Annotated in this window: 11 protein-coding genes and 1 riboswitch; of the genes, 3 read left to right on the plus strand and 8 right to left on the minus strand. The window is 67.0% G+C overall.

The features are described from left to right. Window positions 1–45: 45 nt before the first annotated feature. The 4 genes from ACIA75_RS08950 to ACIA75_RS08965 form a co-directional block, all read right to left on the minus strand. A complete protein-coding gene (locus ACIA75_RS08950) occupies window positions 46–1,647 on the minus strand; it encodes a TROVE domain-containing protein (protein ID WP_397101650.1) in 1,602 nt (533 codons plus the stop codon). Window positions 1,648–2,177: 530 nt separating this feature from the next. Further along, a complete protein-coding gene (locus ACIA75_RS08955) occupies window positions 2,178–2,960 on the minus strand; it encodes an ABC transporter ATP-binding protein (protein ID WP_397101652.1) in 783 nt (260 codons plus the stop codon). Window positions 2,961–3,048: 88 nt separating this feature from the next. Further along, a complete protein-coding gene (locus ACIA75_RS08960) occupies window positions 3,049–4,005 on the minus strand; it encodes a FecCD family ABC transporter permease (RefSeq protein ID WP_397103421.1) in 957 nt (318 codons plus the stop codon). A 98-nt stretch (window positions 4,006–4,103) separates the two neighbouring features. Further along, window positions 4,104–5,138: an ABC transporter substrate-binding protein gene (locus ACIA75_RS08965; protein WP_397101654.1), complete on the minus strand. Its 1,035-nt coding sequence runs from the start codon at window positions 5,136–5,138 to the stop codon at window positions 4,104–4,106. Window positions 5,139–5,173: 35 nt separating this feature from the next. Next, a riboswitch (cobalamin riboswitch) is annotated at window positions 5,174–5,309 on the minus strand. A gap of 176 nt (window positions 5,310–5,485) precedes the next feature. Between ACIA75_RS08965 and ACIA75_RS08970 the strand changes: the two genes are divergently transcribed. Beyond that, the gene (locus ACIA75_RS08970; RefSeq protein WP_397101656.1) at window positions 5,486–6,223 is read left to right on the plus strand and encodes an SDR family NAD(P)-dependent oxidoreductase; all 738 of its coding nucleotides are present in this window, start codon (window positions 5,486–5,488) and stop codon (window positions 6,221–6,223) included. A 45-nt stretch (window positions 6,224–6,268) separates the two neighbouring features. Here ACIA75_RS08970 and ACIA75_RS08975 read toward each other — a convergent pair whose 3' ends face one another. Next, the gene (locus ACIA75_RS08975; protein ID WP_397101658.1) at window positions 6,269–7,105 is read right to left on the minus strand and encodes an aminoglycoside adenylyltransferase family protein; all 837 of its coding nucleotides are present in this window, start codon (window positions 7,103–7,105) and stop codon (window positions 6,269–6,271) included. Between the two features lie 51 nt (window positions 7,106–7,156). Here ACIA75_RS08975 and ACIA75_RS08980 point away from each other — a divergent pair, with 51 nt between their 5' ends. Continuing rightward, window positions 7,157–7,957 carry a class I SAM-dependent methyltransferase gene (locus ACIA75_RS08980; RefSeq protein WP_397101660.1) on the plus strand — a complete coding sequence of 267 codons (801 nt, stop codon included), beginning with the start codon at window positions 7,157–7,159 and terminating at the stop codon, window positions 7,955–7,957. Window positions 7,958–8,110: 153 nt separating this feature from the next. Then, window positions 8,111–9,475 (plus strand): DoxX family protein, encoded by a 1,365-nt coding sequence (locus tag ACIA75_RS08985; RefSeq protein ID WP_397101662.1) that lies wholly within the window; start codon window positions 8,111–8,113, stop codon window positions 9,473–9,475. 71 nt (window positions 9,476–9,546) lie between these two features. On the opposite strand, the gene ACIA75_RS08990 is transcribed toward ACIA75_RS08985, so the two are convergent. The 3 genes from ACIA75_RS08990 to ACIA75_RS09000 all read right to left on the minus strand — a co-directional run bounded on the left by ACIA75_RS08990 (window position 9,547) and on the right by ACIA75_RS09000 (window position 14,795). Beyond that, the gene (locus ACIA75_RS08990) at window positions 9,547–10,122 is read right to left on the minus strand and encodes a hypothetical protein (RefSeq protein WP_397101664.1); all 576 of its coding nucleotides are present in this window, start codon (window positions 10,120–10,122) and stop codon (window positions 9,547–9,549) included. A gap of 75 nt (window positions 10,123–10,197) precedes the next feature. Then, complete coding sequence (locus ACIA75_RS08995) at window positions 10,198–13,119, minus strand: AAA domain-containing protein (protein ID WP_397101666.1); 2,922 nt, start codon at window positions 13,117–13,119, stop codon at window positions 10,198–10,200. A 98-nt stretch (window positions 13,120–13,217) separates the two neighbouring features. After that, window positions 13,218–14,795, minus strand: coding sequence for an ATP-binding protein (locus ACIA75_RS09000; RefSeq protein WP_397101668.1), 1,578 nt, complete (start codon window positions 14,793–14,795; stop codon window positions 13,218–13,220). Between the last annotated feature and the right edge of the window lie 51 nt (window positions 14,796–14,846).

Genomic DNA, 14,846 nt, shown 5'->3' on the forward strand with positions numbered 1-14,846 from the left:
GGACCCCCGGGCACCGGACCCGCGACGCCGACTTTTGGACGGCGTTCAGACTCCGCGGGCGAAATCGGCGAGCAGTGCCGGGACGGCGGCGTCGAAACCGGCGATATCGAGCATTCCGGCGTCCTTCGGGTCGGCGATCGTGAAGTTGCTCGCGGTCATTCCGGCAACCACCAGCTTGGCTCGCGGGTTGACCTGTTCCCGGTAGCGGCGCAGCGCCTGGTGCGGGTGTTCCTGCCCGGCCCAGGTCTCGTTGTCGGTCAGCACCACGAACACATCCACCTCGAGCCTGCGGTTGAGTGCGTAGCGCATCGGCAGCGAGCAATCCGTACCGCCGAACGGCAGGTCCGAGACCGCACGGATCGCGTCGTCGAGACGCTGCCGCGGGCTGATCGCGAGGGGCGAAAGCACTCCGTCCCGGTAACCGGCCCCGCCGCCGCCGGCGGTGAACCCGACAATGCTGTGCTCGGGTTCGGTCGCGGCCGTGACCAGCGCCAGCGCGGCACTTGCCTCCCGTGCCGACAGCGGCAGCCCGGCGATCGGGGCCGTCATCGATCCCGAGACGTCCAAGGCCAGCAGATGCCGCTTGCCGGTGGTCTCCACCGTCCGGAACGCTGCATAGAACGCCGCGTCCAGGGCATCCACGATCGGCGCCACCGGTGTCCAGGTGCCGCTGCCCCGCGCCCCGCGCCCGGAGGCATAGGTGCGCAACGCCATCAGCACGTTGACCGGGTGTACCCGGCCACGCCGCAACCGCTCCGGATCCGCCAGCTGCTCGGCGACCGCACGCATGCGCGCGTTCATCGGATCCAGCAGACCGAGTTTCGTCAGCCGGGGCAGCTGTCGCATGAGCGCGGTCTGCGGAAGACCGTTGTCCAGCAGCGCTTCCCATACCGCCGGCTCGGTGAGGGCGGTATCGGGCAGCATCTCCCACGACAACCGGTAATCGCGTACCAGCGCCGGAATTCCGGCGACCTCGGCGGTCTGCGCCCGATGAAACCCTTCGACGAGCCGTAGCCCGTCCAGCGCCGGTTGCCGCCCGCAGATCCAGTCGAACAGCCGTTTACGCTCGTCCTCGGTGGTTTCCGGGTGGGCCAGGCGCAACAGGTCGCGGTGGGTCCAGCCTTCCCGCTGCCGGTACTTCACGGCCTGGTAGGCGATATCGTCGAGCGGCCGGCTGGTGTACCAGTGCGCGACCGCCCGCCGCAGGCCGCGGCCCCAGCCACGGAACTGCTCGATATAGCGTGCGAACAGGAACAGGTGGGTTCCCGTGCGCGCCACCAGGGGCAGCGCGTCCAATGCGGTGCGCCGGCCGTCGGTGTCACCCAGGGATGCCGCGGCCGCCAGTGCGAACAGCGCCGGATTCTGCCGCGGCGCCCGTCCGGACACCGAGATCTCGACGATCTCGGCAACGAGTTCCGCGGTGCGTTCCCGGGCGAATTCCACCACCACGGCGGCGTTTTCGCGGGTGAGTTCGCGCGCGCCGACGTAGTAGGTGCCCCCATCGGTGCCGAGGGTGAGGAACCGGCGCAGCCGCACCTGCGGGGTGACTTCGAAGACCCAGCCGCCCGCGTTGTTCGGCAGCTGCCGCGGGTCGGCCTGTTCGCGCTGCGGTGTGCTGCGCAGGTTGATCCCGGTCAGTGCGTCCATCGGTTCCCCTTCCGTCGGCCCGGAGTACGGGCGTGCGGGGAGCCGGGCGTGTGTGGTGCCCGCCGGGATGATCTACCCGAAAGATAACCGACGGGCGTCCGGCCCGCTCCCCACTGTGTGCGAGTGCGCGCGGAGAACGGGCATGGTGGTGCCGGCCGGAATTCACCCACCTCACGCGGAGGTGGCACTGCGCCGGGTTGCCCCGGCACAAGCAGGAGTTGAACCCGTTTATGCCAGATAACCGGCCGGCGTCGGCCCGTTCTCGTTGCGCGGCACGGGCAGGCGGGTGGGCATGTGATGTAACCGGAGTCTCTACTGCTCTATCCGCTGAGCTACAGACCCCGCGCGGGGTGTGGCGGGATTCGAACCCGCGCCGGTAGACCGAAAACCGATTCACGCCGGCCCACCCGCTGCGGTGTGCCGTGCCCGGAACTGTACGCACCAGGACCCGTTGTCTCCATGTGTTTTCCCGAATGGTTTACCCGTATTGCCGCGCCATGGTTGTCCGGCAACATTCGACCCCGGCGGTACTACCTGCCGGCCGGGAGCTGGGACGAGGCAGGACGGCGGTAGCGGATGACGGGTACACCGTCGTCGACCGTGACGGTGGCTCGGACACCGTAGACGTCGTGGACCAGTTCCGCGGTCAAGGTATCGGCCGGGTGCCCGTGGGCGGCGACCCGGCCGCGGTCGAGGACCAGTACGTAGTCGCAGAACATGGCGGCGAGGTTGAGATCGTGCAGGGCGACCACCGTGGTGATCGGCAGGCGGGTGATCAGGTCGAGGATCTCGAGCTGGTGGGCGATATCGAGGTGATTGGTGGGTTCGTCGAGCAACAGCTCGGTGGGCTCTTGGGCGAGGGCACGGGCGATCTGGGCGCGCTGGCGTTCGCCACCGGAGAGCGTGTGCCAGGTGCGGTGTGCGTGCTCGGTGAGACCCGTGGCGTGCAGGACGCGCTCGAGCGTCTCGTCCTCCTGCGGATCTGTGCCGAAGAGATCGCGGTGCGGGATCCGGCCGAGGCGGACGATATCGCGGACGGTGATATCGACGTCGGTGTGCGCGTGCTGGCCGACCATCGCGATCCGGCGGGCCAGCGTTCGCCGGCCGAGACGGTGCAGGGGAGTGTCGTCGAGGGCGACGGTGCCGCGATCGGGTCGTGAGATCCCGGCCAGCAACCGCAGGAGCGAGGATTTCCCGGACCCGTTCGGCCCGAGCAGGCCGACCGTCTGCCCGGCGCGCGGCCGGATATCGACATCGTCGACGACCAGGTTGCCGCCGCGGGTCCAGGACACGTTTTCGGCGCTCAGCGTCATAGCGTCCCCGGAATCTTGCGGTATTCGAGCTGGTTCGTGTGATCCGCCGGGCGGTACCGAGGCCGGGTTCTGTGCTGCGCGTCCCGGATCATGCGGTGCTCCGGGTGCGGAAGAGCAGGAGGGCGAAGGCCGGGACCCCGATCAGCGCCGTGACCACCCCGACCGGCACTTCCTGGGGAGCGAAGACCGTCCGGGCGAGCGCGTCGACCCATACCAGCAGCACCGCGCCCAGAACGGCGCTGACCGGGAGCAGCCGGCTGTGCCGGGGACCCACGAGGAACCGGGCCGCGTGCGGGAGGACCAGGCCGACGAAACCGATCGCCCCGGCCGCGCTGACCAGCACCGCGGTCATCAGGGCAGTGGCCACGAGCAGCAGCAGCCGGATCCGCCCGACGGCGATACCCAGTGTCGCCGCCGCCGACGATCCGAAGGTGAACGCGTCGAGAGCGGAATGCTGCCACCAGCACAGCGCGAACCCGGCGGCACAGACGAGCGCGGTGACCGAGACATCGGTCCAGGTGGCGCCTGCCAGCGAGCCCAGCAGCCAGAACAGGATGCCGCGGGTGCGTTCGGCGTCGGCCGAGGAGAGCACGATGAACGAGGTGAGCGCCGAGAACAACTGGGTGCCCGCGACCCCCGCCAGCACCACCTTCGCGGAACCACCCCCGGCGCCCGCCGCCAGCAGCAGCACCAGCCCGAACGACACCAGTGCACCGACCAGGGCGCCGGTCGACAGTGAAATCAGCCCGCCACCCACGCCGAGCACCGCCACGACCACCGCACCGGTGGACGCGCCGGAGGAGATACCGAGGACGAACGGGTCCGCGAGCGGGTTGCGCAGCAGCGACTGCATGATGGCCCCGCACACAGCCAATCCGGCGCCGCAGATCGCGGCGAGCAGTGTGCGGGGCAGCCGCAGTTCCCAGACGATGCCTTCCCGGATGGCGGAAACCCCGGAGGTGCCCACACCGAGTTTCTCGAACAGCACACCGTAGACATCGCCGATGGACAGGTCCGCGGGACCGATGGTGATCGTGAACGCCATCGAGACGGCGAGCACGGCCAGCCCGAGCAGCACCAGCGCGGCCGTGGCGGGCGCGCGGGTGACCCGGACAGCTGTGGGAACCGGCGGTGCTGCTGGGCTCACGAACCGTAACCCCACCGCTCCAGCGCGTCGGCGACCTTCTCGATCCCGTCGACGGTCCGGATCGACGGGTTGAGATCCGCGCCGTTCACGACGATGTAGCGCTTGTCCCGCACGGCACTCAGCCGCGCGGTCACCGGATTCGATTCGAGGAAGGAGATCTTGCTGTCGAGGGCGTCGCCGGCCAGGCTGCGCCGGCTCAGGTCGGCCAGGACGAGGGCCGTCGGGTTACGGTCGAGCACGGTCTCCCAGCTCACCTGCGGCCACTCGTTGGTGGTGTCGGCGAAGGCGTTCGTCGCGCCGACCGCCTCGGTGATGATCCCGGACGATCCACAGCACCCGGCCATGTACGGGGTGGAGGTGTCGGCGAACCAGTACGCCAGCGACATATCCCGGGCCGCGATCCGGCCGACCGCGGCGTCGTACCGGGTCTGCAATTCGGTGACCAGCTGCTCACCGCGCTCCCGGATATCGAAGATCGCGGCCAGCTCGCGGATTTCTTTGTACACCGAATCCATGGTCAGCGGTTCGGTGCGGGCGCCGTCGGCGTTGACGCTGACATCGGTTTTGCCGTCGCAATCGGTGGGCGACAGATAGGACGGCACACCCAGCTGGGCGAACTGCTCCCGCTCGGCCACCCCGCCGGTGCCGAGCGTGCCGCCGAACGATGCCGCGACGAAGTCGGGCTCCTTGTCGAGAACTACCTCGAACGACGGCTTGTTATCGGCCAGCCGGGGGACCTGGGCGTTCTCCGCGGCCAGGTTCTCCCGGACCGGATCGGTCCAGGTCGCGGTGCCCACCATGCGATCGGCCAAGCCGAGCGACAGCATGATCTCCGCCGCCCCCTGGTTCAGGGCGACAGCGCGTTGCGGGGGAGCGTCGACAGTGACCTCCGCCCCGCAGTTGCTGACCGTCAGCGGATAGCCGGTCGCGCCGGGTGCCGTATCCGAGGCGGTCCCGGCGTCGGAGGCCGAACAACCGGCGAGGGCCGCGGCGGACAGGACGGCGGCGATGATCAGCGGAAACGACCGCATCAGGCGTGGACTCCTTGCATCTGGGCCTGTGCGCGAGGCCGGCGTCGGGCGGCGCGTGAGTGATCGGACTTCACCTGCACGGGTGTCACCGTTGCGCGCCAGTCCCGGAATCCCACCGGGTTCCCTCATCACGCCGCGGGCCGCAGTGCGACCACCGGCCATGCTATCGGACGCCTAACTGGACGTACGACCAGGTCGAGTATCCGCTGCGGTGCGGCGTGTGAGGTGGGTGGCGTGTGAGTCGGCTGCCAATCCTGGCTGCGAACGCGACGGCCATTTCCTGCCAGCGTGACAGCGAGGTATCGCGTTTGCTCATAGAGACACGAACAAACGCGAAAGGGACTGGGATGTCGGAGAATATCGTGGTGGTCACCGGGGCGACCCGCGGAATCGGGCGCGCGACCGCGACGGCGTTCGCCCGCAAGGGGTACCGGGTGATCGTGACCGGCCGGCGGGCCGAAGCGGTGGACGCCGTGGTGCGTGAGCTGCGGGCCGAAGGCCTCGCGGTGGAGGGCGAACTGCTGGATGTGTGCTCGGTCGACAGTGCCCGCTGCCTGGCCGAATCGATCGGTGAACGGCACGGTCACCTCGACGTGCTGGTCAACAATGCCGGCATTCTGCCCGAAGCGACGGTTTCGGGCTCGGTGAACTTCGCGCACCCGGGTGCGTTCACCGAGACATTGATGACGAACACCTTCGGCCCCGCCAATGTGATCGAGGCCCTGCTACCGCTGGTCCGCAAGGCTCGGTCGGGGCGCATCGTCAATATCTCCACCGAGATGGGCTCGCTCACCGAACAGCGCAACCCGGAATCGCAGTACTACTCGATGGTGGTGCCGGGATATCAGGCGTCCAAAGCGGCCCTGAACAGCCTCACAGTGGGGTTGGCGAAACTGCTCGCCGATACTCCGGTGCGAGTGACCTCGGTATGCCCGGGCTTCGTCGCGACCGAACTGGCCCCGGCCGCCGCGGACGCGCCGACGACAGCGGACGACGCCGCGCGGATAGTGCTCGAGGCCGCGGAATCTCCCGACCCGTGCACGGATGGCGCCTTCATCGGTGCCTCCGGGCCGATTCCCTGGTAGGCGGATTCCGCGGGGTGGATCGGGCCGCGAACGCGGCCCGATCCATTACGGCCGGTCCCGCCCGGGACCCTCACCGGCGGGTGTGGACAGCCGGTCCTGTTCGACGTGCACGCAGACTGCCGTGATCCGGGTTTCGCAGTACTGAAGAAACGCGGCCACGTCCGCCTCGCGGCCGGCCCACTCGTCGGCCGCCTCCCCGAGGTAACCGGCCCGCGCGAGTCGCAGCACTGCGGCGTGCTCGGCGGGCAGGCGGGGGAGGAGGACTTGTGCGGCCTCGGCTTTGGACAACACGGTTCCCGACTCGGCCGTGACCCACGTCCGGGCGACCGTCAGGACGGCGTTACGTTCGTCTCCGGCCGCGCCGGCGATCAATTCCGGCAGCCCCGCGGTGATCGCGCGGAAGAGGTCACCGGCGGGGACCGGGTCCAGTACCCGCGCGGCGGGCGGGCCGGACAAGGTCAGCGACGAATCGCGCACCATGGTGGTGAGAATCGTCAGATCGGGGTCCTCGGTGGGGGCCGGCAGGTGACCGCGCTCGAAGTCGTCACGCAACCATTCGCCGTACACGAAATCCGAGCGCGGTGGAAACCGCCAGGGCACCAGATCGTCGCGCACCACCACGGTGAGTTCCACCGGGCGGGCCGGACCCGACCGCGGCCACCGGCCGGACACCTGCATCAGCTTGCCGGCCAATGTCTTTCGCAGCGCATGGTCGAGGCTGCTGCCGACCACGGCCAGGAAATCCAGATCGCTGTCGTGGCGCAGCCCGCCGGTCGTCGCGGAGCCGTACAGATACAGTCCGATCAGCCCGTCTGCCAGCACATCCGTGATGACCCGGGCAGCGGGGGCGGCTTCGGCGGCCGGATCCGGTATCGATTCCACGTCCCCACCATAGGCGCGCACGAAAATTTGAAAACCATTATCGTTACGGACATGTCCGTCAATGATCGCTCCACGCGCGCTTTCGATGCCGCCGCCGCCGATTTCGACCGCCTCGGTGAGTACTTGTGGCGGCCGATCGCCGCCGCCACCGTGGAGCGCACTGCCCCGGGGCCCGGTGAACGGGTGCTCGATGCGTGTTGCGGCACCGGCGCGTCGGCGCTTCCCGCCGCGGAGCGGGTCGGGGCGGCAGGCCGCGTGGATGCCGTCGACCTCTCGCCGGCCCTGATCGATGTTCTGCGCCGGCGAGCATCCGGCTCGGCCCAGTTGCATCCGCAGATCGGCGATGTGACCGCCTGGCCCGGCGAGGGTTACGACCTGGTCCAGGTTGTCTTGGGGATCTTCTTCTTCCCGGATATGACCACCGGAACCGATCATCTGGTCGGCCGCGTCCGCCCCGGCGGCCGAGCCGGATTCACGATCTGGCGGCGCGGCGCCATGGAAACCGCGGGCAAGCATCTCGGTGCGGCGGTCACCGCGGTCACCGGTGCGGCACCGCCACCCCCACGGCCCCCGCATCTCGTCGACCGGCTCAACCAGCCGGATCCCTTCCGCGCCTGGCTCGGCGACCGGGGCCTCACCGACGTCACGGTCACCGAGCACGAACTCCGGCTCCCGCTGACCCCCGAGATCGCGTGGCTGATCGTCACCGGTTCCGGCTACGCCGGGGCACTCTCCGGGCTCGACGAGCCGCAGATCACCGCGGTCCGCGATGCTTACCTGAACTCCCTCGACACCGCGGGAATCCGCGAACTCGACGCCACCACTCTGATCGGTGTCGGCACCCGGATATAGCGGAGGGGCCGGGGAACCTACTGCTTACGGAGGATGCGGGATGGGGGTTGTCACGGAGGCGCCTGCCTCCCCGGGTGGCATAGGTTCGATGGCAAAGCCCGGCGGGGTGGACAACGTGATGCCGGGGTCGCGGGCAGGACAGTGAGGTGTGGTGTGAGCGCGGTCGATACGGCAGTCGTCGAATCCGGTGAAGGCTCCGCCGCCCCCGGCCCGGAAGCGGCGCCGCCGGTGCGCTGGCCGTGGGTCGCGCGGGCGGGGTTCCGCTTCGGCGTGGTCTATACGGTGCTGTTCTCCGTTTTGATCGGGCAGTTCGTGTTCGTGTTCATCGCGGCGTTGAACGAATGGCTGCCCGATAACGCGCCGATCTGGCCGCTGCTGCAGATCGCGCCCGTACTGGAGTGGGTCGGCCGGACGGTGTTCGGTGTCGAGGCCGTATTCCAGCAGAACTCCGGCAGCGGTGACCAAACCGCCATCTGGGTGATGGTGTTCTGCACCGCGGTAGTGGCCGCCACGGTCGCGCTCGTCTGGTCGGTGCTGGACCGGCGCCGCCCGGCATATCCGCGTCTCGCCGCCTGGTTCCTGACCGGACTGCGCTTCTGCCTCGCCGGGCAGATGCTGTTCTACGGTATCGCCAAGGCGATACCGAGCCAGATGCCGCCGCCATCCCTCTCGACGCTGATCGAACCGTACGGGCAGCTCACGCCGATGTCCGTGCTGTGGCTGCAGGTCGGCAGCTCACCGGTCTACGAAATCCTGCTGGGGGTCGCCGAACTCACGGGCGGGCTACTGCTGCTGTTACCGCGCACCGCGACGTTGGGCGCGATGCTGAGCGTGGTGAGCATGGCGCAGGTTTTCGTGCTGAACATGACCTTCGACGTCCCGGTCAAGCTCGTATCCTTCCACCTGCTGGTGTTCGCGCTGATCCTGCTCGCCCCGCAGACCCGCCGCTTCGCCGACTTCTTCCTGCTGGCCCGCCGCGCCGACCCCGCGGTTCAGCCACCACTGTTCACCACCGCCCGGGCCAACCGGTACGCCATCTGGGCGCAGGCCGCGATCGGTGCCTGGCTGGTGGCGGGAACCGCGGTGATCGGCTGGACGAGCTGGCACGAATTCGGCGGCGGTGCACCGAAACCGGAACTCTACGGGTTGTGGGAGGTCACCGAATTCCGGGTCGACGGACAGCCGGTACCACCGCTCCTGACCGACGAGACCCGCTGGCAGCGCCTGGTACTCGAATACAACGGTGCGGCGACCATCCAGGGAATGGACGGTCGGTTGGTCGACGTCCCGGCACAGCTGGACCCGGCCGCACAGACCCTAACCGTCACCACCGCGCCCGGTACGGAGACGCCACCGGCCACCTTCACCTACACCCGCCCCGATTCCGAAAACCTTTACCTGGAAGGGGAACTCGACGGCCGGCCGACCCGGATCGAACTGAGCTCGGTCGACCCCGGAACCTTCCCCCTGAACCATGACCGATTCCACTGGGTACAGGACTTCCCCAACGCCGGCTGAACGGCACGGCGCCTACGCCCAGCGTCCGCACCGGCTGGGCTTCGAACGCTCCCGCCCTTGTCCGACCCGCGCTACTTGTCCCGGGCGTCGTTCAACTGCTGCATCAACACCTTGCTGCCATCCTGGAGGTCGGGGTGGAAAATTCTCGCCAGGGCCCGGTGGACCTTGTCCCGGCGCTCCCGGCCGACCGCGTGGAACAACTGTTCTGCCCAACTGCCGGAGGCGGGCGCAGGGTCTTCCGCACCCAGCAGCTGTGCTTCCAGCTGCTGGTTGGCCTTCTGCAATTGCTCCACTTCTTCGCGCAGTCGCACCATCTCGGCCTGCATATGCCCGGCAGCGATGTTCAGTGCCGCGTACTGCCGCTTCCAGTCGCCGGCGCTGCCGGGATCCGCGGACGCTGCCGTGTCCGACTCCGTCGTCCCGGTAGTGTGTTGTTTCCCGGTTCTGGCGACTTTCGCCCCGCCTCGTTCGAGTTCCGTGCAGAGCTCCGTGACATTGCTGGAGACGCGCCATTCACGTTTGTCCGGATCCCATTTGCGACTTCCCCTGGGAACCTTCGACTTGAAGATCTCGAGAAGATCTGGATCGTATTCGCTGAAAGCGACCCGACAGTCCTGCCCTGTCGCAGTGACGGTAACCGTCACCATGCGTGTAACCCTCCCGTCGAGATCGTCGGCTTCCTCGGCGGGAAGCTCGTAAAGTCCGTGGCTGTCGTATTCGGTTCAGCAGTGGCGGTCCAGGAAATGGCAGACCCGCCCCTCTTCGTTACTTCCGGTGGTCGCCAGGCGCAGTAGTGGGAAGTTGTAGCGGCGGCAGATCTCGTTCTTCAACGCATCGCGGGCGAGTTGTTCGGGGTTGGCCTCGTGGGTGCTGAAGCCGTCCACTTCGATGGCCCCCAAGTTCACATTGGTGATCCGGTTGAAGATGACGAAGTCGAACGATGATCTGTTCCCGACGAATTCGCGGTGCGACGCGTCGAGGCGTTCCAGATCGCGGGGAAGCAGGTTCTGCAGCATGACCTGCGCTGCCGCGGCCAGGTGGTGGTATCGGGGCTCGTTCAGCACCTTCGTGAGCATGGTGAGGGCGATATCTTCGGAGTCCCAGCCCGTTTCTCCCCACAAGATGCGCGGGTTTCTGCGCCGGCGCTCGTTGTAGTCGCTGTAGAGCAGGTCGAAGATCGACACCACATCGCTGTCGACGACGTCGTCCGGATCCCGATACCGGATATAGCCGATCAGATCGCGGATATGCCGGCTCTTCGGCAGTTCGGACGGATGCGTGACCAGGATGAACGATCGCATTGCCCGGGAAACGGCCACATTGATCAACCGGCGGTCATCGGCGAACTGCACGACCCCGTCACCGGCCCGATCGTCCAGCACTGTGGACATGACAACCGCGTCCTTCTCCCGGCCCTGGTACTTGTGCACGGTGTCGGATTCGATGTCCTCGATCAGCGCTTCGGCGGCTTTGTCGGCCTGACGGCGAAACGGAGTGGTGACCCCGATCTTATGGGGCGGTATATCGGTGGCGATCCACGGGAGAGCTTCGTGCAGAATCACATCGATCTCGCGCTGGTTGCTCCGGCCGTTCGACTCGGGATCGTTGTAGCGCTGACGCATGTGATTACCGGGGCTGGTGCGCACCACTGCCATGGCGGTGATACCCGGCGCCGGTTTCGTATAAGGAATCAGCTCGCCGGAGTAGAAACTCCGGTTGCAGAACTCGATGATGTCCGGAGCGCACCGATAGTGTTCGCGCAGCATGGTCCGGCGGACGTCGTCGCCGTATCGGTCGATGATCGCGCCGAGAATGCTGTGGGTGTATTCGAAGTCCGGGTCGGGTGCGGGCGGTAGGCCGGCCGGTTTCTTGTCGATCGGCGCCAGCTGATTCAGGTCGCCGACGATGACGAGGTTCCGGGCGCACGCCAGCGCCGGGGCGACGGTCACCAGATCCACCTGTGAGGCTTCGTCGATGATCAGGTAGTCCAGTAGCGTCGAGGATCCGATGCTGTTCGGTAGCGAATGGCAGGTGCTCAGGATCAGTGGATAGTCCTGGCTGAACTGCGCGAAATTGTGCCGATACCGGGAAGTGTGAACGGTTCGGGTGAGCGATCCGTATCGGGTGCGTAATGCCGCAGCGAGCAGGTCTTGGGACAGCTTCGTATGGTCGGCGCGCAGCGCTTCGAAATTCCGGCCGTCGAGGGCTTTGGTCAGCCGGTCGACCCGGCGCTCGAGTTCGGCGATCTTCTTGTCGTAGTAGAGGCGTTGAATTTGCAGGACGATATCGACATCGTCGGCATCGACCTTGCGCAGCGCCCAGTACTTGAAATAGCGGTTCATGGCGGCGATCAGCCGTACCCAGCCGCGTTCGCGGATCCAGGCGGGATCGGTGTCGGCGATGAAATCGAGCAGCTTGTTCGCACTGTAGCGGCGCAAGAGCGGCAGCCTATCGGCGTCCGGCACCTCGTGACGGTCGAAGAAGGCTTGGAAGTGGCGTTGTTCTAATCGATACGCGTGCAGCTGATTTCGCAGCTCGGCGCGGTTACGCTCCTGTTCGAGGAGCCCGGTCAGGTGCTCGGTCATGGAGCGCAGGGTGTCTGCCGCCTGCTCGGTGGGTTCCGTGCCGGTGCGCAGCATGGCGTCGACGGCCGCATTCCGTGCGCCCTGGCTGTCGAAGAACTCCCGCCGCTTGGTGGCCTTGCCCAGGTTCGCCGCCACCATCCCGAAGCCTTCTCCGGTCAGCTTCTCGAACACGTTGTCGACGGCGGAGTTGGTGAAGGACACCAATCCCACAGTGGCCCCCGGCCGGCAGATCACCGAGGCGATTATGTTCAGGATCGTCTGCGTCTTCCCGGTGCCCGGTGGGCCATCGATCACCGACAGCGGATATCGCAGGGCCCGCATCACCGCCTTGCTCTGGCTGATATTGGTGCGGAACGGGTACACCGGCAGGGGGATCTCGTCGTCCGTCCGGGGCTCGATCGGGCCCTTCTCGAGAATCCGGGTGAGTGCGCTTTCCGGATGGACGAAGCTCAGCCCCTGATGGTTTTGCAGGAGGGTGCCGCCGTCCCCGGTCGACCGCCCCGCTATCTCGCGCCAATACGCCAGAACATCTTTGGCGCGGGCGGTACCGGCAGCATTCCGCACCACCTGGACGCGGCCTGCGCTGCAGGCGGTCCACGTGCTCGCACGGTCCAGCACATGCCACCATGATCCGGTATCCGGTGGTCCGGTGAACACATACGCCTCGCGCGCGTCGACGGGGGAGCCGTCGACAAGAAGGACCTCGTGTGGCTGCACCGAAATCTGCTGGGGCTGTTGCAGAACAGTCACTCGTTCCCATCGGAAGGGGTAGATCTTGGGGCCGCCGTACCGCACGAAGGCCCGCTCGGGCCGAGGATCGAACTCGGTGATGTCCAGGGTCTTGTCCTCTTGGCCCAGGTCGTCCTTGTTCCGGATGACAACCGCAATAACCCGTGGATCGAGCATCAACCCCCCTGATCTGCACAAACGGCGCATCGCAGTAGCCTGCCGCGCCGCTCGGATAATGGCCGGTCCCTCGGAGTCAGGCTCTGGTACCGGCTGTCTCCGGTGAAAACAATTGCGCGGAAGTATTATTCGCGACTCCGCGAGACCCTGCAAGGTGATCCGGCAGCGATCCGACCCAGTACCGGCTGAATTCCGGTCGCACCGCTCGGCCGACCCTCAGGGCTGGAGCAGCAGGTACCGAGAGCGATCTGCTACGCCCGCAGAAGCGTGACCGTGTGCCCGCCGGGCGTGGTGATCACATCGAATCGGGTGCGCTCGACGATGGATGCCGCGTCGGTGCGACGGTCGAAGATCACCAAGGTCCCGCTCTGCAACTCCAGCAGGTCCAGGTAGGCCCCGAGCTGAACCGCGCCGTCCGCCACCGGGTCGGCCTGTTTGTCCGGCCATATCTTCAGTTCGATGGCTTCGCGTTGTTCGCGCCGGATGCCGTCCGTGCCGGTGTAGGGTTGCCGGACCAGCAGGTCGATCCGGCCGCGGCCGACGCCGTATTCACGGTCGACATAGCCGCCGCCGTTGACCACCCGTTGCAGGAAAGCCATGAAGATCAGGTGGGGGGCGATCTCGTGATAGTCCTGTTTGGCGGCGATACTGTCGCCGTTCAACTTCCAGAAGGACGCGAATTCGTCGAGCAGCTTGCGCATATCGAGGCGGCCGTCGGCGAAGCGGAAACTGCTGGGTTCGGCGAGGACATCCCGTTCGATATTGGTGGTGAGCACGCGCGCGATCACTTCATGGTAGATCGGATTGGCGATCCGCACGGGGTTGCCCGAGGTGATCAGTCCGAGGTCTCGCACATAGGACACCGCCTCGTCGTACTCGGCGCCGCCGGCCAGGCTGCCGCCGGCGAGTAGCGGTTCGATCACCCGCCGGACGCGGGGTTCGGCGAGCCTGGCGGCAAGCGAATCGAGGTGCGTGGCGCGGGCAAGGATCAATCGCTCCTTCGCGATTTCGATGTGCTCCTCGGTGATGGATGTGGCGACCTGCATCTCGATGGTGGTCTCGGCAGCGAGGGCGTTGACCAGCCACGGCTGGCCCTGGCTGTAGTGAAAGGCAAGGTCGATCGTCCGAGACGTGAATTCTTGCCCGGATTCGGCTGTGTGCTGTCCGTAGAGTGTGGCAACTTCGTCTCGGGTGAAGTCCCCGATTCGAAATGATTTCACCTTGATATTGAAGGGGCCGGCGGTGCCGAGCCTCGTGGGGTCGCCGCCGGACGCAGCCTTGTAGTCGCGGACGTCCCGTAAACCGCACAAGACCACCGAATGCACGAAGCCCCGGCGATTCATGGTGAAACCATCCCGGAGCTGTCGCAGAACGCTGATCAGGCTCGCGTCGCGGACCGCGTCGATCTCGTCGAAGAACAGCACGAGCCGGCGCGGGCATTGCTCCACCCAGGCCGCGAGGCCGTTCCCCAGCATGGTCCCCGGTTCGGACTCCGGCCACGGTGAGGGCGGCATCAATTCCGCCGGTAGCCGGGCTATTTCGGCGGCCCGGCGAATGCGGTCGAGAATCGCCCGTTCGGCCCGGGCATAGTCGGCCCCGGCGGATTCGGCCACTTCACAGGAGAAATGCAACGCCAGGTATTCGCCTTCGGAGGTGAGTTGCCGGGCCAAAGCGGCCAGTGTGGTGGTCTTCCCGGTCTGTCGTGGGGCATGAACCACGAAGTACTGGCCGAACGTGATGTACTGCCGGGCCTGCGGTAGCCGCTCGATCGCCGGCACCATGTAGTGCAACTCCGGATCACAGGGGCCGGTGGTGTTGAAATACCGCATGTAGCCCTCCCACGTCGCCGTTACCGATGCCCGGTTCGGGCCACCCGAGCG

The organism is Nocardia sp. NPDC051750 (assembly GCF_044453135.1).
Taxonomy (GTDB): Bacteria; Actinomycetota; Actinomycetes; order Mycobacteriales; family Mycobacteriaceae; genus Nocardia.

Excerpts from the sequence above, each read along its gene's own strand:
- ACIA75_RS08980 (WP_397101660.1), top strand. The coding sequence starts at position 7,157 with ATGTCCGTCAATGATCGCTCCACGCGCGCTTTCGATGCCGCCGCCGCC.
- ACIA75_RS08960 (WP_397103421.1), bottom strand. The coding sequence starts at position 4,005 with ATGGCGTTCACGATCACCATCGGTCCCGCGGACCTGTCCATCGGCGAT.
- ACIA75_RS09000 (WP_397101668.1), bottom strand. The coding sequence starts at position 14,795 with ATGCGGTATTTCAACACCACCGGCCCCTGTGATCCGGAGTTGCACTAC.
- ACIA75_RS08950 (WP_397101650.1), bottom strand. The coding sequence starts at position 1,647 with ATGGACGCACTGACCGGGATCAACCTGCGCAGCACACCGCAGCGCGAA.
- ACIA75_RS08955 (WP_397101652.1), bottom strand. The coding sequence starts at position 2,960 with ATGACGCTGAGCGCCGAAAACGTGTCCTGGACCCGCGGCGGCAACCTG.
- ACIA75_RS08990 (WP_397101664.1), bottom strand. The coding sequence starts at position 10,122 with ATGGTGACGGTTACCGTCACTGCGACAGGGCAGGACTGTCGGGTCGCT.
- ACIA75_RS08965 (WP_397101654.1), bottom strand. The coding sequence starts at position 5,138 with ATGCGGTCGTTTCCGCTGATCATCGCCGCCGTCCTGTCCGCCGCGGCC.
- ACIA75_RS08970 (WP_397101656.1), top strand. The coding sequence starts at position 5,486 with ATGTCGGAGAATATCGTGGTGGTCACCGGGGCGACCCGCGGAATCGGG.